The 24,378-nt window shown below is 70.0% G+C and carries 21 protein-coding genes, 1 pseudogene and 1 riboswitch; of the genes and pseudogenes, 12 read left to right on the plus strand and 10 right to left on the minus strand.

Annotation, left to right across the window (positions count from 1 at the left end; translation table 11 throughout):
- Nucleotides 1–102 precede the first annotated feature (102 nt).
- The 3 genes and pseudogenes from E9529_RS19180 to E9529_RS19195 form a co-directional block, all read left to right on the plus strand.
- Nucleotides 103–1,056 (plus strand): annotated as a pseudogene (locus E9529_RS19180) (IS3 family transposase); the annotation flags it as partial.
- A 589-nt stretch (nt 1,057–1,645) separates the two neighbouring features.
- Nucleotides 1,646–3,868, plus strand: a complete 2,223-nt coding sequence (locus E9529_RS19190; RefSeq protein ID WP_236832889.1) for a hypothetical protein — start codon at nt 1,646–1,648, stop codon at nt 3,866–3,868.
- A 342-nt stretch (nt 3,869–4,210) separates the two neighbouring features.
- On the plus strand, nt 4,211–5,014 hold the full coding sequence (locus tag E9529_RS19195) for an STAS domain-containing protein (protein WP_236832869.1): 804 nt from the start codon (nt 4,211–4,213) through the stop codon (nt 5,012–5,014).
- 183 nt (nt 5,015–5,197) lie between these two features.
- Here the strand turns inward: E9529_RS19195 and E9529_RS19200 are convergent, their stop codons facing one another.
- Nucleotides 5,198–6,103: a metallophosphoesterase gene (locus tag E9529_RS19200; RefSeq protein ID WP_236832870.1), complete on the minus strand. Its 906-nt coding sequence runs from the start codon at nt 6,101–6,103 to the stop codon at nt 5,198–5,200.
- A gap of 112 nt (nt 6,104–6,215) precedes the next feature.
- A complete protein-coding gene (locus E9529_RS19205; protein WP_236832871.1) occupies nt 6,216–6,953 on the minus strand; it encodes a ZIP family metal transporter in 738 nt (245 codons plus the stop codon).
- A gap of 199 nt (nt 6,954–7,152) precedes the next feature.
- On the opposite strand from E9529_RS19205, the gene efeB reads away from it, so the two are divergent.
- The gene (gene efeB / locus E9529_RS19210) at nt 7,153–8,481 is read left to right on the plus strand and encodes an iron uptake transporter deferrochelatase/peroxidase subunit (protein ID WP_236832872.1); all 1,329 of its coding nucleotides are present in this window, start codon (nt 7,153–7,155) and stop codon (nt 8,479–8,481) included.
- A 28-nt stretch (nt 8,482–8,509) separates the two neighbouring features.
- Here efeB and E9529_RS19215 read toward each other — a convergent pair whose 3' ends face one another.
- A complete protein-coding gene (locus tag E9529_RS19215) occupies nt 8,510–9,601 on the minus strand; it encodes a hypothetical protein (RefSeq protein ID WP_236832873.1) in 1,092 nt (363 codons plus the stop codon).
- Nucleotides 9,602–9,892: 291 nt separating this feature from the next.
- On the opposite strand from E9529_RS19215, the gene E9529_RS19220 reads away from it, so the two are divergent.
- The 3 genes from E9529_RS19220 to E9529_RS19230 all read left to right on the plus strand — a co-directional run bounded on the left by E9529_RS19220 (nt 9,893) and on the right by E9529_RS19230 (nt 11,583).
- Entirely contained in the window at nt 9,893–10,237 is a 345-nt protein-coding gene (locus E9529_RS19220; protein WP_236832874.1) for a BlaI/MecI/CopY family transcriptional regulator, read from the plus strand.
- A 186-nt stretch (nt 10,238–10,423) separates the two neighbouring features.
- Nucleotides 10,424–11,080 carry a M56 family metallopeptidase gene (locus tag E9529_RS19225; RefSeq protein ID WP_236832875.1) on the plus strand — a complete coding sequence of 219 codons (657 nt, stop codon included), beginning with the start codon at nt 10,424–10,426 and terminating at the stop codon, nt 11,078–11,080.
- A gap of 38 nt (nt 11,081–11,118) precedes the next feature.
- Nucleotides 11,119–11,583 carry a cupredoxin domain-containing protein gene (locus E9529_RS19230; RefSeq protein ID WP_236832876.1) on the plus strand — a complete coding sequence of 155 codons (465 nt, stop codon included), beginning with the start codon at nt 11,119–11,121 and terminating at the stop codon, nt 11,581–11,583.
- A 274-nt stretch (nt 11,584–11,857) separates the two neighbouring features.
- Here the strand turns inward: E9529_RS19230 and E9529_RS19235 are convergent, their stop codons facing one another.
- Nucleotides 11,858–12,787: a cytochrome c oxidase assembly protein gene (locus E9529_RS19235; RefSeq protein WP_236832877.1), complete on the minus strand. Its 930-nt coding sequence runs from the start codon at nt 12,785–12,787 to the stop codon at nt 11,858–11,860.
- Nucleotides 12,788–12,833: 46 nt separating this feature from the next.
- Nucleotides 12,834–13,376: an SCO family protein gene (locus E9529_RS19240; RefSeq protein ID WP_236832878.1), complete on the minus strand. Its 543-nt coding sequence runs from the start codon at nt 13,374–13,376 to the stop codon at nt 12,834–12,836.
- Nucleotides 13,377–13,655: 279 nt separating this feature from the next.
- Between E9529_RS19240 and E9529_RS19245 the strand changes: the two genes are divergently transcribed.
- A complete protein-coding gene (locus E9529_RS19245) occupies nt 13,656–13,979 on the plus strand; it encodes a metalloprotease (RefSeq protein WP_236832879.1) in 324 nt (107 codons plus the stop codon).
- An 18-nt stretch (nt 13,980–13,997) separates the two neighbouring features.
- Here the strand turns inward: E9529_RS19245 and E9529_RS19250 are convergent, their stop codons facing one another.
- The 5 genes from E9529_RS19250 to E9529_RS19270 form a co-directional block, all read right to left on the minus strand.
- A complete protein-coding gene (locus E9529_RS19250; RefSeq protein WP_236832880.1) occupies nt 13,998–14,684 on the minus strand; it encodes a M23 family metallopeptidase in 687 nt (228 codons plus the stop codon).
- A gap of 97 nt (nt 14,685–14,781) precedes the next feature.
- Entirely contained in the window at nt 14,782–15,618 is an 837-nt protein-coding gene (locus tag E9529_RS19255; protein WP_236832881.1) for a cytochrome c biogenesis CcdA family protein, read from the minus strand.
- Nucleotides 15,615–16,220, minus strand: a complete 606-nt coding sequence (locus E9529_RS19260; protein WP_236832882.1) for a TlpA disulfide reductase family protein — start codon at nt 16,218–16,220, stop codon at nt 15,615–15,617. The genes E9529_RS19255 and E9529_RS19260 overlap by 4 nt, the downstream gene beginning before the upstream one ends.
- A complete protein-coding gene (locus E9529_RS19265; RefSeq protein WP_236832883.1) occupies nt 16,213–16,893 on the minus strand; it encodes a vitamin K epoxide reductase family protein in 681 nt (226 codons plus the stop codon). The genes E9529_RS19260 and E9529_RS19265 overlap by 8 nt, the downstream gene beginning before the upstream one ends.
- Nucleotides 16,874–17,518 (minus strand): thioredoxin domain-containing protein, encoded by a 645-nt coding sequence (locus E9529_RS19270; RefSeq protein WP_236832884.1) that lies wholly within the window; start codon nt 17,516–17,518, stop codon nt 16,874–16,876. Before E9529_RS19270 ends, E9529_RS19265 begins: the two co-directional genes overlap by 20 nt.
- Before the next feature lie 618 nt (nt 17,519–18,136).
- Between E9529_RS19270 and lnt the strand changes: the two genes are divergently transcribed.
- The 4 genes from lnt to E9529_RS19290 all read left to right on the plus strand — a co-directional run bounded on the left by lnt (nt 18,137) and on the right by E9529_RS19290 (nt 24,045).
- A complete protein-coding gene (gene lnt, locus E9529_RS19275; protein WP_236832885.1) occupies nt 18,137–19,726 on the plus strand; it encodes an apolipoprotein N-acyltransferase in 1,590 nt (529 codons plus the stop codon).
- 218 nt (nt 19,727–19,944) lie between these two features.
- Nucleotides 19,945–20,685: a c-type cytochrome biogenesis protein CcsB gene (ccsB, locus tag E9529_RS19280; protein ID WP_236832886.1), complete on the plus strand. Its 741-nt coding sequence runs from the start codon at nt 19,945–19,947 to the stop codon at nt 20,683–20,685.
- Nucleotides 20,686–20,909: 224 nt separating this feature from the next.
- Nucleotides 20,910–21,050: riboswitch (cyclic di-AMP (ydaO/yuaA leader) on the plus strand.
- Between the two features lie 174 nt (nt 21,051–21,224).
- Nucleotides 21,225–22,343: a M23 family metallopeptidase gene (locus E9529_RS19285; RefSeq protein ID WP_236832887.1), complete on the plus strand. Its 1,119-nt coding sequence runs from the start codon at nt 21,225–21,227 to the stop codon at nt 22,341–22,343.
- A gap of 607 nt (nt 22,344–22,950) precedes the next feature.
- Nucleotides 22,951–24,045, plus strand: a complete 1,095-nt coding sequence (locus E9529_RS19290; RefSeq protein ID WP_236832888.1) for a M23 family metallopeptidase — start codon at nt 22,951–22,953, stop codon at nt 24,043–24,045.
- Nucleotides 24,046–24,378: the final 333 nt, after the last annotated feature.

Consider the following 24,378-nt stretch of genomic DNA (forward strand, 5'->3'; position numbering starts at 1 on the left):
CCGCGCAGACGCGCACTGCGCTCAAGCATCGCCGGCAGCGGCCCCGGCAGCGGCCCCGACCCCCGGCCTCCCGGCTGTGGCTTGACATAGGAGCATCGCCGAGCTCGACCGGCCATCCCCGCGCTGATCGACTACATCGACCAGCACCGTCAGGAGTTCGGAGTCGAGCCGATCTGCCGCGCGCTCACCGAGGCGGGCGCCAAGATCGCTCCGAGCACTTACTACGCCGCACGGACCCGAGGTCCCTCGGCGCGGGCGGTCGGCGACGCCCAGCTCAAGGCCGAGATCGTCCGGGTGCACGAGGCCAACCTCGGCGTCTACGGCGCCCGCAAGGTCTGGCGGGCCCTGAACCGAGAGGGCGTCCCGGTCGCCCGCTGCCGGGTAGAGCGGCTCATGCGCGAACTGGGCCTGGCCGGCGTGGTCCGCGGCAAGGTCAAGCGCACGACCGTGCCGGCCGATGTGGCCGCCCGCCCCGGTGACCTGGTCGACCGCATCTTCACCGCCCCGGCGCCGAACCGGCTGTGGGTGGCCGACCTGACCTACGTCGCCACCTGGTCGGGGTTCGTCTACGTCGCCTTCGTCATGGACGTGTTCTCCCGCAGGATCGTCGGCTGGCGGGCGTCGACCAGCCTGCGCACCGATCTGGCCCTCGATGCCCTCGAGCAGGGCCTGTGGACCCGGGCCCGCGACGAGCGAGACGTCAGCGGCCTGGTGCACCACTCCGACCGCGGCGTCCAGTACCTCGCCATCCGCTACACCGAACGCCTCGACGCCGCCGGCGCCCTCCGGTCGGTGGGCAGCAAGGGCGACTCCTACGACAACGCCGCCGCCGAATCCCTCATCGGCCTCTACAAGACCGAACTCATCCGCCGCCGCGGCCCGTGGAAGGGCCTCGACGACGTCGAGCTGGCCACCCTGGAGTACGTCGACTGGTTCAACCACCGCCGACTCCATGGCGCGTGCGGTGACATCCCGCCGGTCGAGTACGAGGACAACCACTACCGTTCGATCGCCGGCCTCACCGAGGACCTCCCGGCAGAAGCGAGCCTCCACTGAACCCGGGGCGGTTCATCTCGGGGACCCGCTGCGGTATCCGGAGATCGCCAGACTCAACCCCACCGCGGTCGGTCCGGACAACGAGATCTTCCCGGGCACGGTGCTGGTCCTGCCGCCCGACGCGGTCGGCCTCCCGCCGACGGGCCCAGCCTCGAACACCGCGATGACCGTCGAGGACGTCACGGTGGAACCGGGTGACACCCTGTGGGACCTCACGGAGGAGATCACCGGCAGCGGGCACAACTGGCCACAAGCCTGGGAGCTCAACCGGGGACGCAGCCAGCCCGCAGGCGCCACCTTCACCGACCCGTCGCTGATCCGACCGGGCTGGACGCTGAGCATCCCGGACCCGGCCAGTCCCGCGACGCCCGCACCCAGCGCACCGGCGCCTCCGGCAGCCGAGCCGGCACCGCCCACGACCGACCCGGCACCCTCAGCGCCAGGCCCGAGCACCGCCCCTCCAGCTGGCCCGACCACGCCGGGCACCAACGCGCCGCCTCCGCCCGCGCCTGGTCCGGCCACCAACGCCCCGACCTCGTCTCACACGGCTGCACCGAACAGCGTCGAGCCGTCGCCGGCGAGGCCTGAAGTGACCTCGACGGGTAGCACGCCGGAGCTGCCGACGGTCGCCTTCGCCGCCGGCGGTGGGCTGCTGCTGGCCGGGGCCTCGCTGACCGCGCTGCTGCGCTACCGCCGCCGGCAGTTCCGGCAGCGTCGTCCCGGGCGCACGATCGGCAGCGCACCACCAGAGCTGCTGCGCGTCGAACGAGCACTGCTGGAGGCCGGCAGCGTCGGCAGTGCCGACGTCACCTGGCTGGACCAGGCGCTGCGGGCGCTGGTGCAGGCTCTGGCGAAGGTCGACGGCGCTCGCCTGCCCGACGTGGTGGCGGCCTGCATGACCGACGACGTCCTGACTCTGGTACTCACCGAGTCGGCCTCGGAGGCCCCGGAGCCATGGACGGTGGACCCGACCGGCACCCGCTGGTCGATCCGGCGCGATGATCCGCTGACCTACGACGAGCAGCGGCGGGCGTACTTCTTCGCACCATTCCCCATGCTCGCGTCGGTGGGCTACACGGCCGAGGGCGAGCACTGGCTGCTCGACCTGGAACGGGTCGCGACCCTGTCCCTGTCCGGGGACCCCGAACGCTGCCTGAACCTGGCCCGGTTCCTCGCTGCTGAGCTGGCGCACAACACGTGGTCGGAGATGCTGCAGGTGACCCTGGTCGGCTTCGGCAAGGAATTGGCCCAAATCAATCCCGACCGGCTGACCTACACCGACGACGTCGAGAAGGCGATTGCGGCGCTCGACGGCCGGCTCGAGTCGGTCACCGAGGTCATGCATATCGCCGACGTCGACGTGCTGTCGGGCCGGTTGCGCGACGTGGCCGGCGACGCGTGGGCGCCGCACGTGCTGCTCATCGCTCCGGATGTTGCCAAGGACAGCGCCGGGCTGGAACGGCTGCTGACCGCCATGAAGCAGCAGCGCGCCCGCGGCGCGGCCGCGTTGGTGCTCATCGACGACCCGGACCATGCGGACGCCGCCTCCTGGCAGCTGACTCTTGACGGGGCCGGCATGCTCAGCATGCCAGCCCTGGGAGTCGAGCTGATCGCGCAGCAGATCCCGGCCGACGAGGCCGCGCAGCTGGCCCAGGTGCTCGCGCTGGCTACCGTCACCGACGACCGCCCGGTCCCGCCCTCTCGCGGCGATGAGTCCTGGGACGAGCACGCCGACGCCTGCGGTGGCCTCCGAGTCGACCCGTCCCGCGCCGGCCGGCGGCAGCCACCAGCGCCGGCTGCGGCGGACGATGGGCCGGTGGTCCACCAGACAGGCACCGCGGCCTGGATGACCACCTCGGTGCTACCGCTGCCCGTGCAGACCTACCTGGACCGAGCCGCGACCACTGAGCAGGACCTGCAGGTACTGGCTCCGGCCACCGATGACAACATCCGCGATCAGGTCGAGGTCGCCGACCCTGGCCTGGACGCCGACCTCGCCGACTGGGCCGACACGTCCTGCCCGCGGCCGAAGTTGACCCTGCTCGGCCCGGTCGAAGTGCGGGCGCAGGGCACGCTGCCCGAGCGCAACCCGCGGCGGCAGTTCTACACCGAGATCGTCGCCTACCTGGCTACCCGGCCCGGTGGCGTGACCAGCGAGCGCTACGCCACCGCGATCTGGCCCAACGAGCCCGATGTCGTCGGCAAGACCAAGGTGCGGCAGTCGATCTCGATCGTGCGCGCCTGGCTGGGCACCGACCCGGCCACTGGCCGGGACTATCTCCCGTCCGGAGTCACAGCCGGCGGGGTCGGCCGCTACCGCATCGACGACGTCCTCATCGACGCCGAGCTGTTCCGCCGACTGCGAGTCCGCGGACTGGCCCGCGGTGTCGACGGCATCGCCGACCTGCGCGCAGCCCTCGACCTGGTCACCGGGCGGCCGTTCGACCTGCCCACGTCGCGGCAGGGTGCGCCTGGCGGCTACAGCTGGCTGGTGGAGGAGAACTCCCGGCTCGACCACGAGTACGCCGCCATGACCGTCGACGTCGCGCACACTGTCGCGACGCACCACCTCGCCGCCGGCGAGCCCGAGCTCGCTGCGGCCGCTGCTCACGTAGCGCTGAAAGCCGGCAGCTACGAGGATGTGCCGCTACTCGACCTGGTCGCCGCCTGCGACGCCCAGGGCAACCGGGCCGAAGCCGACGCCTACGTCGCCCGCATCCTGGCCAATCACGGCGCCGAGGTCGAGGAGGACCTACCTCCCAGGACGGCCGAGATCCTTTTTCGTCGACAGTGGACCAAGGGAGCCAGCTGACCACCGACGGAGGTGGCGGGACCAATCGCCCAGACATCGGATGCGCCCGGGCCCTGCAGGTCCGGGTCAGTCGCGAAGGGTGGCCGCCGACGCTGTACTCACATGTCGAAGGGCCGGATGGCGTGCATGAACTCTCCCGGTGGTGGTTCGGCCTCTCCGCCGTACGCCGACGGTGTGGCCGACGCTAGGAAGGCTGACTAAGGCCCAGCGGTCTGCCAGGTAGACGTGGTCCGTACGGTCGGCCGACGGAGCTCTCGGCGACCGCCGGTGCGGTGCGCGTACTCCACTAAACTCAGTAGTAGCCTGCAGGTCACCTGCTCTCCGTCCAGCTGAAGGAACGGGATGACGACCGCATCAGGCGCCCGTGAGCTGCCGTTCGCGCGACCGATCGTGTGGGGAGCACTGGCCGCCCTGCCTCCCTACTGCCCGGTGTGCGACGTCTCCTACGTCTGTTCCGGGACCGTGGAGGAGGACGGGGCCTTGGCCATCGGCGAGGGCACCCGGTTCGTGTGCGTGCGGGGCCGCCTGGACGGCTCTCCGGTGCCGGCGAATGCGGTGGCCGGTGAGGTCGTGGAGTGGGTCGTCGACCGATCCATCGGGACGCGACTGGAGCTCGCGACCGAGACCTGGCAGACCCGTGTCGAACTGTCCGACGTGGCGGGGGGATCCACCCACGTCACCGTCACGGTCACCCATGAGCCCAAGCGCAGCGGCTGGTGGCGGCGCACCGTCCGGCGGAAGGCTACGGAACGGATGGTTCAGGCGACCGTCGACTCCGAGCTGACCAAGCTGCCGGATCACGTCGATCAGATGGGCGAGGGTCGGCCGGGCTCCAGTGCCGTGGCGTCGGGCTCCGCGTCCGTGGACGAGGAGGAGTGCGGCTGGGTGCTCCATCTCGTCGGCACCGTGAACGCCGCAGACGTCAGCCGGCTGCAGCTGCGCCAGCGCCTCGAGGAACTGCCGATCGTGGCGATCGACGTCCGGGACCTGAACTATCTCGACTCGACGGCGCTCCCGCTCCTGGTGCGGTGGGCGCGGCGGATCTCCCAAGGGAACCGGCAGGCGGTCGTCCGCGGAGTCAACCCCGACTTCGATCAGATGCTCAGCGTCATGGGGCTCACCTCCAGGTTCCTGCGGGACGGTTGAGCTGACGCCGGCATCCCGACGCCCCGGCCGGTAGCTCCGGAGGGGAGGCGAGACGTCGCCTTCTTCGCCGATCGCGGCACGATCGTGCCTGGGGCGCCGGTGCGCTGACCCGGAGTCGAGTTCGGCGCAGTGGGACGACAGGTGGTGGCAGTCGTTGCTTTCCCCGTCGTGGGCTTGTGGCTGTCAGCGACCCCCCTCTTTGGGGACCAGCTCGAAGAACGCCACCTGGGGCGGGGCGTTGATGCGCAAGGGGACCGTGCTGAAGCCGATCCCACAGGTGACGAACATGCGGTTGCCCTCGGCGCCGTACTGCGCCGGGGCCCACCCGTCGGCAACGATTTTTTCCTCGTCGGTCAGCGCAAGGTAGGACCAGCGCGGGGTGCCGGGAAGAGCGATCTGGCCGCAGTGCGTGTGCCCGGCAAGGGTCAGCGGTGCCGTGCCGGCCGGCAGCTCGTCGAACGTCGTGGGGTCGTGTGTGAGGACGACGCGCGGTGCATCGTCCGGGACGTCGGCGAGCGCCGCGTCCACGTCGGCTCGCCCGCTCACGTCGGGCACGTGGGGTGTCTGCGGGCCGATCCCCACCACGTACAACGGGTCGGCATCAGCGGTGGGGGAGGAGACGGGGAGGGCGGTGTTCCGCAGGACCCGGATCCCGGCGTCCTCGAGGGCGGTGGTGAGCTCGTCGGCCGCACCGACGACGTAGTCGTGGTTGCCCAGGACGGCGTAGGTGGGGATATCCGCCGCGACCAGCGGGTCGAGGAGCTTCACGACGCGGTCGACCTGGGTGGAGACGTCAGGCTCCTTGCTGTAGAGGAAATCCCCGCCGAGGAGCACAGCGTCAGGCTCGTCCTCCACGATCTCCCCGACCGCCTTCTCCACCATGCCTTCGTTGGACCACCACATGCCGATCTGCAGGTCCGACATGACGGCGATGTCAGTGCCGGCCCACTCCTCGCCCAGTTTCGGTAGGGCAACCCGCCAGCGTTCCTCGTCCAGGACGAACCGTGGTTCCACCGCGGCCCCGTAGACGAGCAGCAGCACGATCGTCACTCCGAGCGCGATCGGAATCCGCATGAGCCAGCGCTTCACCGGTCGCTCCTCCCTGGCCGCGGCCACAGCCGGCCGTACTGCGTTGCCTTCCTTGTCGGGACGGTGATCAGGCGCTAGCTGTAGCGCCCGCAAGCAGCGGTGGCGGATGCTGTCACGAGCCGAAATAGACAGAGATGGCGCCGAACAGGGCGAAACCGGCGGTGAGGAACACCGGACCGAGTTGGGAGGTCTCACCCTCGTGGGCCTCGCCGATCATCTCCTCGACCACGACGGCGGTCAGGGCGCCGCCGGTGAGGGCCAGCACGGACAGGGTGATGATCTCGGGAGCGTCCCGTAGCGCCCAGTAGCCGATGGTCGCCCCGAGCAGGATGGGGATGGCGAAGGCGGCCGCCATCGCGATCCGCTTCTTTCGGCTGATCCCCGCGTTGCGCAGGGTAGCGATGGCAGCGAACCCTTCGGGCACGTCAGCCGGCACCTGGCCGACCGCGAGCAGGAGGCCCAGCGCCGGGTTGACCACGGCGCCGGTGCCGATCATCACTCCGTCGCTGAAGAGGTCCATCGACACGCCCGAGAAGATGGCGAGGGCTCCTGACTGTTTCTCCCCACCGCCACCCATCCGGGCCTGCACGTAGCCGATCGTCCGGTCCAGCCCGATGAAGATCGCCCCGCCGAAGACGAAGGCGAGCAGCGGAACCCACGGCAGGCCGGCCGTCAAGGCCTCGGGCATGAGCTCGAGGCCGACGACAGCAAGCACGATGCCGGCGGCGAGGTGCAGGGCGAGGCTCAACGCGCGCTCGGAAACGCGGAAGACCTCCGCGAGCACGCCGCCGAAGAAGTTCCCGGCAGCCGGGAGCGCAGCGAACCCGAGGACGAGCAAGAAGTCGGACATGCCGGAGATTCCTTTCCCGCCTGACCGGCGTTCTATGGAATTGCACCAGCCACCTGCGGAGGCGGCCTACGAGGTTCCGAGCCGGCGGAGTCTTCTCGGGCGGAGCAGTGCCGGCCACCGGCGTCGGAGGTCGGCGCTGCCCGGGCAGCAGCCACCAGCGTCCTCATCCGGTCCTACTGCGCGTAGTAGCCTGGGCGTGATGAGTGAAACTCCGTCACACTCCACGGCGCACTCAGTTGCCGGTGGCTCTCCCGAGGACGAGGCCGTTACTCCCTCCGCGCCGCATGTGTCGCGCCGCCGGCTTCTCGGACTGGTGGGCCTGGGCGCCGCCGGTGCCGTGGCGTCGGGCGCGGTCGGGGGAGTGGTCGGTCGAGCGACCGCCACCCCGCCCATGGGGCAGGCCACCGGCGCGCCGGCGACGGATCCGAGCGCAGCTGTCGACTTCACCGGCGTCCACCAAGCAGGCATCGTCACACCAGTGCAGGACCGGCTCCACTTCGTCGCGTTCGACGTGGTCACGGACAGCCGGGAGCCGCTGGCCGACATGCTCCGCGCCTGGACGGCGGCTGCCCGGGAGTTGACGGCGGGACGGCCCACGGGGTCCGGCGACACGGGTGAAGCCATGGGGCTGCCCGCCTCAAGCCTGACGCTGACCATCGGTTTCGGTCCGACGCTGTTCGAGGCGGCCGACGGCAGAGATCGTTTCGGCTTGGCCGCGCAGCGGCCGCTACCCCTGGTCGAGATGCCGCCCTTTCCAGGCGATGCCTTGCGGTCCGCCATCAGCGGTGGCGATCTCTGCATCCAGGCCTGCGCCAACGACCCGCAGGTCGCTGTCCACGCCGTGCGCAATCTCGTCCGACTGGGGGCTGGGGTGGTGAAGGTGCGCTGGGCGCAGCTCGGCTTCGGCCGGACGTCGTCCACCAGCGCGGCGCAGGAGACCCCACGCAACCTCCTCGGCTTCAAGGACGGCACGGCCAACCTGAAGGCGGAGAACGGACGGGCGCTCGACCGCTTCCTCTGGGTGGGAGAGGACGATGCGGACTGGCTGGTAGGTGGGTCCTATCTCGTCGCACGCCGGATTCGCATGCTCATCGAGGACTGGGACGGCGTTCCCACCGCCCAGCAGGAGGCAGTGATCGGTCGGACCAAGGAGGCCGGTGCGCCACTCGGCCAGCGCCGTGAGTTCGATCCGACCGACTTCACCAAGCAGACGAATGGCCGGCCGGCCATCCCGCATGACTCGCACGTCTTCCTCTCCCACCCGACCAACGCGGGGACGGCGATGCTGCGGCGCGGCTACAGCTTCGTGGACGGCACCGACGAGGACGGTCGTCTGGACGCCGGCCTGTTCTTCATCGCCTACCAGCGGAACCCGGAAACAGGGTTCGTGCAGGTTCAGCGCAACCTCTCCGGTGACGCGCTCAACCGCTTCATCCGGCACACCTCCACGGCCGTGTTCGCCTGCCCGCCCGGGGTGGTCGATGAAAGCGACTGGTGGGGGCGAGGGCTCTTCGAGCCGACCCGCTGACGTCGACGGACGGGAGGAGTTCGCGTCGTCAGGTGGGTGCGATGGCTCGCCGGGTCTCCGGAGCGGGCTCTGCCAGGAGGGGGCGGAACCGCCGGACGGCACCGACGGACCCGACCATCAGACCCAGGCCCCCGAAGATGAGCAGGGCCACCGAGAGTCGCGCCAGGACGGTGGGACCACCGGTGATCACGTTGGCGCTCCACAGGACGTCCATGTCCGGGAGGCCTTGGACGAAGTGCATGAATCCGGCAATCGCCGCCAGCATCCCGGCCAGCAGCCCGTTGCCGCGGAAGGCTCCCCGCACCGACAGAGTCGTGATGCCGACGAGCGCCAGGGTGGGCAGCGAGGCGGCACCCATCGCCAACGCGCGGTCGGTGGCAGTCAGTCCCGGCTGTGGTGTCGCCAGGAGGTGCCAGGTCGCGGCCACCGTCACGATGGCCAGCAGGAGCGCGAGCGGGCGCCCGCTCCTGCCTAGGAAGCCGGCCAGCACGCCGGCCAGGCCAATGAGCAGGTAAAGGGGCCACCAGAGACCCTTGGCCGGTGGCGGCGACCAGGTCAGCTCTCCGTCCACGGTGACGGGACGACCGTCATAGGCGACGGGCACTTGCCATTCGATGATGGTGTGCTGGGAATCCGGGTCGGCCACCACCTGGGGCGGGGGGCTGTCGAGCATCCAGTGGGTGCGGTGATCATGCCAGGAGTACTCGGGTTGGGTGGACACCTGACGCCAGTCCGGGTCGGCGCGAGGATCGACGTGGGCCGGCAGCTCCACGTTGCCGTCGCGGCCGAGGTTCAGGTACGTCGCCGGGCTGTTGGCGTTGCGCCACACACCGCCCGGGCCGATGCGCAGGTACTCCTCGTCGGAGTAGCCGAAGACCGTGACGGTGGCCGGGGAGCCGTTCAGGAGTTCGAGGCTGTCGCCGAACTCGGTGACGCGCAGGCTGACAGCAGGCATCGGATCCGACGTCCTGAGCACCTGGCCGGCGAAGTTGCTCCCGGCCACCCCGCGGTCGGAGTGCGCACCCGCGGGCGTCGCGACCGTGAGGACGAGGACGACGGAAGCCAGCAGGACCGATGACAGCCGGGAAGCCCAGGCGCCCATGCTTCGCGGCGATGGCACACGGTCACCGTAGGCGCCCGGTCAGCCCATCTTCGGTCAGGACACGACGTCCCTGCCGGTCTTGCGTCCGCCACGCCGTTCACTCAGGCAACCGACATCGTCGGCAGCCGGCGTTCACCGGTGCAAGGACCCGCTGGTCCCTGCCGTACCAGGCACCTCGCGGGCCTCCTCAACGACCACCTAGACTGCCTAGTAGATGGCATCTGCCGCACCGTCGCCTGTTCGGGGTGGAGGAGTGGTGTCGCGGCGACGGCCCGCTCGCCGTCGGCGTTCTTGAGGGAAGGCGGCTCTGTGCGACCGTTCGGAGAGCTCGAAGCGGCGATCATGCGCGACCTGTGGGATCGGGGTCAGCCGGCGACCGTCCGCGAGGTCCTGGAATCCCTCAGTGGATCCCGAACGCTGGCGTACACGACGGTCATGACGGTCATGGACAACCTCCACCGCAAGGGGCAGCTGACTCGCGAGATGAGCGGTCGCGCCTGGCTCTACCGCCCGATCCGCACGCGCGCGGAGCATGCGGCCGCGTTGCTGCAGGACGTCCTCGAGGAGTCGGAAGACCGCCAGGAAGTGCTCATGCACTTCGTTGCCGACCTGGACGCCGACAGCGTCGCTCAGCCCCGATCCACCATCGAATAGGCGTGTGGCTGCGCGTCGGAAAGCACGAATGCCCCTCTGACCAGGGACGATGTGGCTTGTCGAAGGTCTCTGATCCCCATCACGGCCCTCGCCGGGAACCTGGGCGCGATCGTGCATGCCTGCGCGGTCAGCGTCGCGACCGCCTACGGATCGTCAGGCCTTCTCCCCGGCAGGCTTCTCGGCGCGGTGCTCGCCGGGGTGCTGCCCGCGTGGCTCACGGTCTGTGCCGTGCGTGTCCTCGCGGGCGGATGGCGCGATCGCCGACGGCTCCACCGGTCGCTGAGCCTGATTGCTCAGCCGAACGACGAGTCCGGGATGGTGGTCCTCGAGGCGCCGGCCGCGGCGGCCTTCTGCGTTCCCGGGCGGGCCGGTCGCATCGTCGTCACCCGGGGCGCGCTGGAGCGGCTGACCGCAACGGAACTCGACGGTGTGCTGGCCCACGAGGCGGCTCACCTTCAAGGGCGGCACAACCTGGCGGTGGCGTTGTCCCAGGTACTCGCCCGCGCCTTCCCGCGGGTACGCGTGTTCGAGGTCGCGACACGGGAGACCCGGAAGCTGATCGAACTGCTCGCCGACGATGTCGCCGTGCAGCGGGTCGACCGGCTGAGTGTGGCCTCGGCCATCGTGAGCCTGGTGGAGATGAAGGCGCCTAGCGCAGCGCTGGCCATGGCTCAGGACGCTGCTGCGGTCCGCGTGTCCCGCTTGTTGCAGCCGGAGCCGCCGATGACCCCATGGCGCTACCGGCTCGGTGCCTTCGGCGCCTTGGCGGTCGCCGTCGTCCCGTTGCTCATCGCCGGGTATCCCGCTTTCTCGGCGGCGCTCAGCGACCTGTGCAACATCTGATGGCTCCTACCTCGCCATCCTCGGACGACTTCGCACGGGTGCTGAGCCAATCGGCGGAGTTCACTCGACGCGGCTTCTTGATCGCCGGACTCGCGGGGCTCGGCGCGACGGTGCTCAGCGCGTGCGGTGACGCAGCCGAGGAAGTCGATACCGGATCCGGTTCGGGCGGCGGCACGCAGGGAACCGTCACCGTCGCTCCCGACGGGACACAGCAGATTACCGTCCTCGTCAGAGACGACTACGAGTTCCACCCTGCGGCCTTCTCGGTGAGCACCGGCAGAGTGCGGCTGACACTGGCCAGCCAGGCCGAGCAGCTCACGCACAACTTCCGCTTCACCCCCGACGGCGGCCCTGCGCCGATCGTCGAGGAGATCCCCATCGTGGCGCCGGGGGACAGCGACACGATCGAGTTCGCCGTGGACAAGACCGGCGACTACCAGTACGAGTGCTCCTTCCACGTCGCCCTCGGACAGATCGGCGTCATGACGGTCACCGCAGGCTGAACGGCTGTTCCTCGCCACCAACTGAGCGGGCTGCCGCTCCGTCACTCGTGCGCGGCGAGTGAGTCCTCCACAACGACGTGCGCGTACAGCACAGGAGACCGCTGGCGACCTAAGACGCGTGCAGGGCATGCAGTTCCAGCTCGTGCGGCACAGCCAGTAGGTGAAGGCGCACGTGTTCGAGGTCGAGCGCCGGCGGTCTGGTCTCCAGGAGCGTCGACACCATCTCCCGGAGCAGCTGCAGCGTGCGGGGCCTGAGCTCGGTTACACCTTCGACTCATCGCCAGGTAGTCGACGACGAGCGCGCCGCCAGCCGGGCGAGGTGGGCGTTGTAGGCGTCGAACTCCGCCTCGGCACGACGGTCCGCCGCCGGTGTGCGGCGCTGTTCCGAGCGGACCCACTGGACGTAGATGATGATGGTGGCAAGGATCGTGGGAAACTCACCGAATCCCCAGACGATGTTGCCTGCCGCGAGTTGGTCGGTCATCGCGTCGATCCCCCAGGTGTCGGGAGGATGCGCGAAGGTTCTGACGAGCGGTGCGCTGGCCATCATCACGACCACCGCGAAGAAGGCGTGCAGCGGCCCGGGCACCGAAAGCTCGATGAGCCGCATCCCGGGGGAGGCCCGGTGCGGCCAGGGTCCGATGGCGAAGGCGCCGCCGAAAGCCAGCAGGCCGGTGCCCAGGAACAGCAACAGCATGGCGACGTTCCCGGCGGAGCTGCGCATGAGTACGTCGAACACGGGTGTGAAGTAGAGGCCGTAGAGGCTGCCGATGAAGACCGACGTGGTGACCGCCGGGTGTGTCAGCACACGCGCGATTCGGCTGCGCAGGATCGCCAGCAGCAGTCCTCGGCACACGCGGCCGATGCCGCGGTGGGGGAGGGTTCGCACGGCCAGGCTCACCGGCGCGCCGAGCATGAGGAGCATCGCTGCCACCACGCTGAGGGTCATCTTCTGGAGCATGTGAATCGAGAAGAGGGCCATCGAGTAGCCCATCACCTGCGTGGCAGTCACGAGCACCACGGTTACGATGCCCGACACGAAGCTCGCGGTCCGGTGCCAGGGCCATGGCATGCCCCGGCGGCGCAGCGACCGGACCCCGGCCAGGTAGGCGATTAGGATCAGCAGGGCGACGGCCGGGAACACCGTGGTGGCATCCAGTTGCGGGGTCAGCAGGCGGAGCAGGGTTGGCGGCTGCTCGGGCATCCACATCATCGAGGCGCCTCGTTCACACGTCAGTCCTCGGGGCAGGTCAGCTGCCGGTCACCGTCGTCAGGTCTTCGGCGATCTCCTCGGCGGTGTCCCCGGCGGAGAACATCACGCGCGCCACGTCGTCCGGGCCGTAGAGCAGGAGGCTGGTTGCGTGCATCGTGCCGCCCGCCTCGGCCAGGGAGACCTCCGCCGCCCCCTGGGCCGACTCCACCTCTGCCGGGGTGCCGGTGAGCCCGACGAAACGGTTGGGCAGCTCGGCGTCGAAGCGGGCGAGGTACTCGCCGAGGAACTTTGGCGTGTCCCGGGCCGGATCGGTGGTGACGAAGACGACCTGGGTGCGCGCTGCGACGTCTTCGGGAACCGAGCGCAGTGCGAGAGCGACGTCGGCCATCGTCGTCGGGCAGACGTCGGGGCAGTTCGCGTAACCGAAGAACAGGAGGGTGGGCTGCCCGCTGGTCTCCTGCGCGAAGTCGAAGCGTGCCCCACCCTGGGCGGTGAGGGTGAAGTCCGGTCGCGGCCGGGGGTCGCTGAGCTCACGGCCCGCGTAGGGGCCCGCATCAGCTGATGTCGAGATCTCGGCCACGTGGTTCCCGCCGTGGTCTTCCTGATCCGTGCTGCCGCACCCGGCCAGCATCGTGACGACGGCAAGAACTGCCAGCGCCGGGAGCGGTCGCCGGAGGGAGGATCGCCTAAGCACGTTAGTAGTCTAGCCACGGGGCTCGGGCGCCGATCGGCGCACCACCTCGAGCACCAGCGGACATGAGAGGGCGCCGACATGAGTTGGGAAACCGAGAGTGCATCGGCCGGCTCGTCGAAGCCGCATCGGTTGTGGTCCCGCCTGCTACGGCCGGGCTTCCTGCTCATGCACCTCGTGGTTGTGCTGCTCTTCCTGGCGACGCTGCAGCTCGGCTGGTGGCAGTGGCAGCGCGCAGAAATCCGCGGTTGGAATGCGCAGAACGTGTCCTACGCATTCCAGTGGCCCGTCTACGGCCTGATGGGGCTGTGGTTCTACAGCCGGTTCATGCGCATCGAGGTGGAGCGGGATCCGGACGCCGGCGAGCCGCACAAGGCCGTGGCGCTCTACCAGGCGCCGAGGATCGACACCACGGGCGATCCCGAGCTCGCCGCATACAACAGCTACCTGGCGGAGCTGAACGAGAAGGTGCTCCGGCAGCGCCGCTCCTGAGCTCACCCGCGCCGGATCTCAGATGGCGACGCCGCGCTCGCGCAGCCAGGCCGATGGGTTGACCCGGCGACCGTCGAGCCCGCCCTGGAACACCTCGAAGTGCAGGTGCGGGCCGGTCGACTGCCCCCGGTTGCCCAACAGCGCGATTGTGTCGCCTGCCCGCACCTCCTGGCCAGCCTCGACCAGGATCTTCTCCATGTGGCCGTAGACGGTCACATCCCCGTTGTCGTGCAGGATGTACACCGCCAGACCGAAACCGCTGGCGGCACCGGCGCGGAGGATGACGCCGTCGGCCGCCGCGTACTCCGGTGTCAGCATGGGGGCGGCGATGTCCAGGCCGTAGTGCGTCGCGCCCCACCGAGCGCCGTAGCCGCTGGTGATGCGGCCCTGCACCGGCATGACCGCGTCCGGTCGTGCGGCCTCCTCCCGGGCTGCGCGGGAGGCAGCCAGCTGCTCGAGGCGGGCTGCCACCTCCGCTGCTGCGATCTGGGGTCGCGCGTCGAAATCCGCCAGTACCTCCTCGGTTCCGTACTCGGAGAACACTGAGCGAGCCGGCGATTCGTGGGCGTGCGCGATCGGGCGCTGCAGGCCCCAGCCGCCTTCCCAGAGACCGGCGGCCAGGGCGCCCAGGATGACGCTGGTGAGAAGGATCCGTGGCCTCTGGCGCGGTCGCGGGCCCATCGGCACGCGCTGGCGTCGGGTCACTGCTCGTCCTCACGGATCGCATCGAACATCCCCGTCATCAGAGCACACCGTGATCGAGCGGTCACCTAAGCCGCATAGTAGTGGCGTGTCGCGCGTTTCAGAGCACGGAGGAGCCGAGGCCTGTTGTGGCCAGCCATGCGCGCAGCCAGATCATGATGTGGTCCCACCATCCGGTGACCAGCAGGATGCCGAGGACGATCAACAGCACGCCTCCCAGGCGCATCACCGTCGCCGCATGTCGTCGGGCGAAAGCCGAGAAGTTCAGTGCGCGACGAGCGCCCAGCGCGACCAGCAGGAACGGGATGCCGAGGCCCAGGCAGTACGCCAGTCCCAATACGGCACCGCGTGCAGCCGAAGCTTCGGCGTAGGCCAGGGTGTTCACGGCCGAGAGCGTCGGCCCGAGGCACGGTGTCCAGCCGAGCCCGAAAACCACACCGAGAACGGGGGCGCCAGCCAAGCCGGCCGGGGGACGCCGGGCGATGCGCCGTTCGCGCTGGAGCCACGGCAGACCGCCCAGGAAGGCCACCCCCATGAGGATCGTGATGACACCCATCACACGGGTCAGCACAGGCGTCCATTGGAGGAGGAGGCGCCCCAAGCCGCCGAACAGCGCGCCGAACGACACGAAGACGACGGTGAATCCCAGGACGAACAGAAGCGCGCCGAGGATCACCCGGCTGCGCTGGGCCTGCCCGGCCACGGCCGTCGTGGCGGTCGGACCGCCGGTCTCCCGGGTCCTCCCCGTAGTGCCTGATTCGCGGGCCGTGGATTGCGCTCCGGTCAGCCCGGCCACGTAAGCGAGATAGCCCGGCACGAGCGGTAGGACGCACGGCGACGCGAAGCTGATCAGCCCGACCAGTGCGGCGACTCCCCCGGCCAGCAGGAGAGAGCCGTCGCTGACGATGGACGCGAAGGTCTCGCCAAGGCTGCTCACTGCGGAGTCTCTTCGGCGAGGAGCTGGTCGAGGGACCGCCGCAGATCCTCTTCGGGGACGACGGCGACGTAGACCGCGGCCACCCGACCGGCCCGGTCCAGCAGGATGGTGCTCGGCACGACGTTCGCGGGAAACCCGCGGAAGGCCAAGGCCACCTCGCCGCGCGGGTCGAACAGGGAGGGATACTCCGCGCCCACCGACTCCACGAAGGCCTGGGCCAGTTGTCGTTGATCCTTCACGTCCACGCCGAGGAAGCGCACGCCGCTGTCGGCCACATCCGCGTAGACGGCCTGGAACTCGGGCGTCTCGACGCGACACGGAGCGCACCACGAGCCCCAGAAATTGATGACCGTGATGTCCCCGGCGAGGGATGTCGACCGGAACTCGGTGCCGTCGAGGAGCTCACCGCCGAACTCCGGCGCGAACTGGCGGGACTCCACGGGGATGACCTCCCCGAGGGGGGTGCTGCCCGTGAAGTCGAACGTCGCGGACTCCGTGGCGGTGCTGGCGTTGCTGCCACCGCTCCCCGAACATCCCGCTAGGGCCAACGTGATCACGAGGGCGCAGAACGCCCACGATGCGCGACGCAGGTTGTCAGTCAACGAGGGTGCTCCAGTACAGCCAGAACCGCTGCGCTATGGCGGCAGTGATGAGAAGGAACCACACGGTCAGCACGATGCCGTGTACCGATCGCACTGCCTCGACCACCCGGGCGAGGGGAGAAGGCGACCGGGGGTGGATGGCCGCGAGGTTGCGCAACGTCACGTACCAGAAGACGGGGATCGTCACCGCCCACACGACCAGGCAGTACGGGCAGAGAGCGCCGATGCGGTAGATGCTGCTGAAGATCAGCCAGTGCACGAGGACGACGGCTCCCGTGACTCCCAGCTGCAGTCCGCTCCAGAACCAGCCGGGCAGCCGTGCTCCGGCGAGCAGCACCGCACCCGTCACGACGACGACGGGGAAGCCGGCGACACCCACGAGGGGATTGGGAAAGCCGAACAAGGCGGCTTGGGGACTGGACATCACCGACCCGCAGCTGAGGACGGGGTTCAGGCTGCAGGTCGGCACGTAGCCGGGGTCGGCGAGCAGGGCGTACTTCTCGACAGCCAGGACGAAGGAAGCTGCCAGGCCGAGCAGACCACCGATCAACAGCAGCCAGGCGATGGCGCGGTCGGCGGGGGGCGGCCCGTTCCGGCCCTCGTGGCTCGTGGAGATCCGCCGAAGTTCAGCCGGGAAGCGGGCGTCGACGCTCTCAGCCGGCGAGGGCAGCATCGATGCGCTCGATGAACTCGTCCGTCGAGCTCACCTCGAGCTTCTCCCCGTTGAGGAAGAACGTCGGGGTGCCCTCGACCCCCAGGGCCAGGCCGTCCTCGCGGTCCCGCAGGACGCGCTCGAGGGTGGCCGGGTCGGCGACCGCGGCGTCATACGCGGCCATGTCCAAGCCGAGGTCTGCGGCGAACGTCCGGAAGAGTGCGGCTTGGGAGTCCTGGCGCTCCCCCCATTCCAGCTGCGTCTCGTACATGCGGTGGTACATCGCCTCGAGCTCGCCCTGCTGAGCGGCGGCCTCGACAGCAACCGCGGCGTTCTCGGCGTTGGCATGGCCCGGCATGGGGAAGTAACGGGCGACGAAGGTCACCTCACCCGCGTACCGCTCGCGGAGCTGCTCGATGAAGGGATAGGCCGCCCGGCAGCTCTCACACTCGAAATCGAGGAACTCCACCAGGGTCACGCGGCCATCTTCGGCGGTGGAGAGCCGATGGCTGTCGTCCCGGACGAGCGCGGCGTCGGCTGTGGCACCGGGGGCGGCGCTGCGGTCGTCGTCCAGTCCGAGGAGCACGGTGACGGCCAGGATGAACACCGCCACGAGCGCCGCCGAGATCTTCAGATTCCTGCTCACCGGCGCTTCTCCTCGGTGTGTCGGTCAGACCAGTCGGATGCGACGGGCATGGGCCGGTACCCGCACGCCTTCGTGCCGAGTCTTCGCTCCGCTACGACGGGGCTTAGGAGAGGGTACAGGCGCCTGGCACCGCAGCTCCGGATGACCGACGGACGTGGCGCCCGACAGGGCGAGGACATGATCACCGTGTCCGGCGCCGAAGTGGGGAGGTGTCCCTGCAGACAATGCAGATGCCGACCGAGGCCGACGCCGCCGGCCGGGTCGTGTACCGGGGCGTCAACTCCACGCCCGCGCGGTCGGGGCGGAGCGCGCGGCTCCGTGCAACCGGAGCGACGGGTTGCAAGCCCTACGATGCAGGTTAGGAGACGTGTTGCGGTCTCCGGCCACTGAACATTCGGGGGAGTAGCGGTGAGGGTCTACAACATCCGAGTCTCCAGCTGGGCGGCTCGTGCCCTGACCGCGCCGGACCGGCGGCAGGCTCCCGTGGGCACCGTCCGCTGACCCGGGATGAGCACCACGACGCCCCCCGCGGGCCACTTGGAACCGTCGCTCGACCACCCCTCCCACAGCAGCCGCACAGCGGTTCCGTCCAGCCGCGAGCCGGTGAGTGGTTGGCCCATGGCCGCCGTGCTGAGCGTCGGGGGTGGGCTGTGCCTGTGGGTGGCCTTTCCACCGTTCGGGTGGTGGGCGCTCGCCGCCGGAGGGCCGATGACCCTGGCGGTGGCGACCCGGGGCCGTAGCGCGCGGTCGGGGGCGGCCCTCGGCATGCTGCTGGGCCTGGCCTTCATGGTCCCGTTGCTCAAGTGGACGGGCATCTTCGTCGGTGACTTCCCATGGCTGGCACTGTCGGTGGCACAGGCGGCCTTCTACGCCGTCCTCGGTGCGGCGACGGCCGCGACCAGCAGGCTCCGGTGGTGGCCGCTCTGGGTGGCGACGCTCTGGGTAGGGACGGAGGCGGCGCGTTCACGCGTGCCCTTTGGTGGCTTCCCCTGGGGACGGATCGGCTTCAGCCAGGCCGACGGTCCTTTCGCCTCGCTCGCCGCCTACGGCGGCGTCGCGCTCGTGACCTTCGCCGTCGCGCTGACCGGCACCCTCCTGGCCGCGGCGGTCGTCAATGCCGTGCGCCGGCAGCCGGGGCGGTGGGGAAGGGCCGGCACCTGGGCCGGTCCGCTCGCCGCAGCCCTGCTCATGCCCGGGCTGAGTGCGGTGGCCTGGCTACCGCTTCCGGGTGCCAGCCTGACGGACGGCGGGCAGACCGCCACCGTCGCCGTGGTCCAGGGTGACGTTCCCAGGGCCGGGCTGGACTTCAACGCGCAGCGCCGTGCCGTGCTGGACAACCACGTGCAGCAGACGTTGTTGCTCGCCGAGCAGGTAGCTCGGGGGGTCAGGCCGCAGCCGGATCTGGTGATCTGGCCGGAGAACTCGTCCGACATCGACCCGTACCAGAACGATGACGCCGCGGCCGCCATCGACCGCGCCGTCCAGGCCATCGGCGCGCCCGTCCTGGTCGGCGCCGTGCTGGACGGGCCGGGGGAGAACCTCACGAACGCCGGCATCGTTTGGGATCCGGTCGAGGGGGCGGGGGCCAGCTACGCCAAGCGGCACCCCGTTCCCTTCGGCGAGTACATGCCGCTGCGCTCCTTTTTCCGCATTTTCAGTGACCAGGTGGACCTGCTGCGCCGGGACTTCATGGCCGGGGAGGAGCCCGGCGTCCTGGACATCGGAGGAATCCGCATCGGCGACGTCATCTGCTTCGAGGTGGCCTACGACAGCCTCGTGTCCGACGTCGTCGAAGGCGGTGCCTCGCTCCTCGTGGTGCAGACGAACAACGCGACGTTCGGCTACACGGCCGAGAGCGAGCAGCAACTGGCGATGAGCCGGCTCCGGGCGATCGAGCACGGTCGCAGCGTCGTCGTCGCCGCGACGAGCGGGATCTCGGCCGTCGTCGCACCGGACGGAACCGTGGTGCAGAGGTCCGAGCTGTTCACCCCCCGTCTCTTCGTCGAATCGATCGCCCAGCGGCAGGCGACCACCGTGGCGACCCGGCTCGGAGCCGTTCCCGAGTGGGCCTTCACCGCAGCGGGCCTGACGGCCCTGCTCCTTGCACGTCTGATCCGGCATCGCCGCACGGCAGCGGCGGCTCGCAATCCCTCCGCCACCCGGTTGCTCCGAGTGCCGGGTTCGACGAGTCAGAAAGGCTCCCCATGACGTCAGAGCAGCTCTCCACGCTGTCCGACACCCTGTTCACCGTCTCGATCGTCGTCTACGCCGTCGCTGCGCCCGCCTTCGCGGCGGACCTCGCCTTCGGGCGGCGACCATCGACTCGCCGGACCGCGCTCGTCTCCACCGGCGCTGGTAGGGAGCAGCCGCCGGAACCGCAGGTCGCTGATGACCAGTCGCCGAGCCGTCGGTGGGGACTGGTCGGGATGGCCGTGACCGCCGTCGGTGCTCTTGCCCATACCGGCGTGCTGGTGACCCGCAGCTTCGCTACCGGCCGCGTGCCGTGGGGGAACATGTACGAGTTCGGCACGGCGGCGGTCCTGGTCGGCGTCGTCGCTTTCCTCGCGTTCGGGCTCCGTGCTCCCGTGCTGCGGGGGCTGGGGCTGTTCGTGCTCGGTCCCGTGGTGCTCGGCCTGGTCCTGATCGGGCTGTACCTCTATGCCGAGTCGGGACCGCTGATCGCCGCCCTGCGCTCCGACTGGCTCGCTGTGCACGTGTCGGCGGCGATCCTCTCCTTCGGCATCTTCATCGTCAGCGCTGTGGCCAGCGCCCTGTTCCTGGTGGCTGTGCACCGTGAACGGTCGCGGAACGCAGGCGAGGAGCTGTCCATCGGACTGTGGGGCCGGATGCCCACGGTTGCGGCGTTGGACCGCGTCGCCCACCGCACGGCCGTCTTCGGCTTCCCGGTCTGGACCTTCGCGGTGATCGCCGGGGCGATCTGGGCGGAGAGTGCGTGGGGACGGTTTTGGGGATGGGACCCCAAAGAGACGTGGGCTTTCGTCTCGTGGGCCCTGTACGCCGCCTACCTACACGCTCGTACCACCGCCGGGTGGCGTGGCCGGCCCGCGGCGTGGGTCAACCTCGTCGCCTTCGCCAGTCTGGTGTTCAACCTGCTCTTCGTGAACCTGGTCTCGACCGGGCTGCACTCCTACGGCGGGGTCTCCTGACCACCGGAGGTGGCGGGGCGCGCGCGTACAGCGGTGCCCTGTGGGTGCGCGGCATGGCTCCTCGGCGCATGGGCTGGTGCCGGCCGGCATCAGCCCCGCACCCTCTTGCTAGTCATCACTGAGGCGATCCGTTACCCGACCGTGACAACTAAGCGTCTTCGTACTACCGTCCTCTCCGGTCCGACCGAGCCCCGTCCTCAGAGCGAGGACCTCGACCGGCCCCGCCGAACCGTCCGCTTCCCAGCCGGACGGACCGGGGACCCACCGATCCCCTGGGGTGAATCCGAGTGCGCCCGCGCGCACCCGGTAGGGCGCCTTCCCGCCCGAACCCGTCAGCTAACCCGGTAAGCGGCCAGGAAGAACGGAGCGACGCCGCCTTGGCGCCCCTGCACCATCGTCATGCCCCGATCACCGTCGCGTCCGAGGGCAGCTCCGCCCCAGGCGGGGCTCGGACCGTCAGCTCAGCCAGCACTTCCATACCCACCCGTGCCAGTCGAGCCCGGCGACGGATTCCCCGCCGCGGCGCAATCGCTGCAGCGATGGCGGCCCTGCTCGTCGCGGCGGCCGCGCAGTCGGCACTCGCCGCCCCCGGCAATCCACTACAGACCGTGGCGGCGGGGAGTGAACTCGTCGCGGAGATCGAGCGGATCGACCAGCTTCTCGCCGCTGCCGAGGAGAAGGTGCAGCGGGCGACCATCGAAGCCGAGGCGGCTGCCGAAGCCTCGCGCGCCGCCCAGGCGGAACTGTTGTCGGCCCAAGCGGCGGCGGCCGCGGCGGCGGCAGAGCTCGCGGCCGCGCAGGCCGCCGTCGAGCAGGGGCAGGACGACGTCGCCGCCGTGGGTCGGGAGCTCTACATGGGGGCTGACCCGCTCGGCGACGCGGCCGTCCTGCTGGAAGCGGCAGGGCCGGAGGAGGTGCTGCAGCGGGCCGCGACCATGGACCTGCTTGGCGAGGACCGCGCGGAACGGCTGGAGGTATTCGAGGACGTCCAGCAGCGGCAAGAAAAGGCCGACCGCGCTGCCAAGGTCGCTGTCGCGCAGCAGGAGAAGGCGGCGGTCGCCGCGGCCGAGACCGAGGCAGCCGCGCAGGCTCAGCTCGAGGAATCACAGCGAGCGTACGACACCGCCGCTGCGGAGAAGGCTGCTCTGGAGGAGCAGCTCCGCGCAGCGGAGACGCAACTGCTCGCCAGCCGGGGGGTAGCTGATCCCGTCATCGCCTGGGAGGAGGAACAGCGAAAGGAGCTGGTCCGAGCCGAAGCCGGCGCGGCTGCTCTGGTCGCCGGCCGGGTCACCTCCTGCTATGGCAACCGGTGGGGGACCAACCACAACGGCGTCGACATCGCCGCCCCGATCGGGACGCCGATCTACGCCCCTGAGGACGGCGTGGTGCTGCACGCCGGCACGGCGAACGGATTCGGTTACGCGGTCTACATCGAGCACCCGGATGGCACGATCACCGTCTACGGCCACATCAACCAGTACTTCGTGTCTTCAGGCCAGGTCGTCTCGGCAGGCCAGCAGATCGCCGAGGTCGGCAACCGGGGCCAGTCGACCGGCCCGCACCTGCACATCGAGACGCACACCGGCGGGCTCTACGCGAACCGCGTCAATCCCACCCCCTGGCTCGCTGCGCGCGGTGTCGACCTGGCCTGCGGCTGAGGGCCGCGATCCACGTGATGGGTGGATCGATCGGGAACCAGGCGACTGCCGGGGACGAGGAACACCGTGACGACTACTGACATGGGGATCGTGAGCACGAACATCCAGCTTCTTGGTAATCGGTGACCGATCGGGAAGCCCTGGGGTCGCCCTAGGTCAACGTGGACCTGAGGCGTGACCCCATTGCCGGCGAAGCGGGTTGCGCGCTCCTGACGTCGCTCGAGTCACTGCGTGATGACGGTTCGTGGCGGTCGTTCCGCGTGTTGCCACCTCTACTAATGGTGATAGTGGGACTCTGCTCGGGTTCATCCGCACCGCCACCCTCTTCCCCGGGGAGCAAGCCATGTCCCACCACCGTCCCTTTCGGCCGGTCAACCCGACAGGCACGGGACGGGCCGGCCGCCGCTGGCAGGTAGCGAGCCGTACGGGCCTCCGCCGGCCGCTGCGGACCGCACTGGTCGGTGCGCTGGCCGGCGTTGCGCTCATCGGCTCTGGAACCCCGAGCCTCGCCGCTCCCGCGCCTCCGAATCCCACGGACGACCAGATCGGCGCCGCGCAGACCGAGCAGGAGGCTGCGGCCGCGGAGGTCGGCCGTATCGCCGGGCTGGTGGCGGCCGCCGAGGCCGAGCTCGAACGCGTCGGCATCGAGGCCGAGGCCGCGGGAACCGACTACATGATCGCGGAGGAGTCGCTGCTGCAGGCACAGTCGGTGGCCGAGCAGATGGCAGCCGAGCTGCAGGCGGCCGCGGCTGCCGTCTCCGCCGCGGAAGCCCGCATTGCGCGATTCTCCCGCGACAGCTACATGAGCGGGTCGGCGGCCTCCACGACGGCAGCGCTGTTGGATGCCGAGGGCCCCGCGGAGCTGATCCAGCGCGCCGCCCTGCTCGACTATGTCGCGGCCAACGAGGTGGACGTGCTCGGCCAGCTCCAGGTCGCCAAGGTGGCCCAGGCCAACGCCGACTCGTCCGCCCGCGCCGCCCGCGACGAGATGGCCGCCGCCGAGGAGGCGGCACAGGTCGCCAAGGCGCGGGCCGATGCCCAGCTGGCCGACCAGCAGCGTGCCTACGCCGAGGTGGCCGCGCAGAAGGCGACGCACGAGGCAGAACTGCAGGCCGCCCAGATCAAGGTGCTCGAGCTGCAGGGCGCACGGAACGCCTACCAGCAGTGGATGGCCCAGAAGCAAGCCGAGGAGGCCGCCGCCGCAGCGGCGGCGGAACGGTCAGCCCGCGAGGCCGCCGAGGCGGCCACGGCGGCCCGGAACGACAGCTCCGGCGGCGGCTCCGGTGGGTCATCCGGCTACGCCACACCGTTCTCCGGACGGGTCACCAGCTGCTTCGGCGCACGCTGGGGAACCTCGCACAACGGGGTGGACGTCGCCTCGCCCATCGGCACACCGCTGTATGCCCCCATATCGGGGACCGTCAAGCGTGCCGGGTCGGCCACCGGCTTCGGGCTGGCTGTCTACCTGCTCGGGGACGACGGTGCTGTCTACGTCTACGGGCACATCAACGACTACTTCGTCCGCCCCGGCGACCGTGTCGTGGCCGGTGAGCAGATCGCGGAGGTCGGCAACAGAGGCAACTCGACCGGGCCGCACGTGCACTTCGAGGTCCACCCGAACGGCGCCATGTACAGCGGAGCGTCGAATCCGGTTGCGTGGCTGAACGCCCGCGGTATCCGGGTCGGTGCCTGCGGGGGCTGACGCCGTCGGGACAGCAGTTCTCGCCCGTCTCGCAGAGTCTGTGGAGGGGATGTCGGTGCCATTCCCCAGTCGGCGGCCCGCTGGCGCGCACAGCGGTATCGCGGCAGCCCTCGGTGAAGGCCGCTCCACGGACGACGCGGAGAGCAGCAGCTCACCGGTGCACCCGCCTGAGCGTTCGGGTGGACATCTCAGCGGTGCCTCGCAGGGCGGGAACTTTTCGGACACTGCCAACGACTAAGAGCGTCCGCCAGTAGGTCAACGGATTCGCGGTGATCTTGGTCGGTTGGCCCATCGGTAGAGGTACCAGGCGGCGCGGAGCAGGGCACGGAGGGT

This window comes from Blastococcus sp. KM273128, assembly GCF_021698975.1.
In the GTDB taxonomy this organism is placed as follows: domain Bacteria; phylum Actinomycetota; class Actinomycetes; order Mycobacteriales; family Geodermatophilaceae; genus Blastococcus.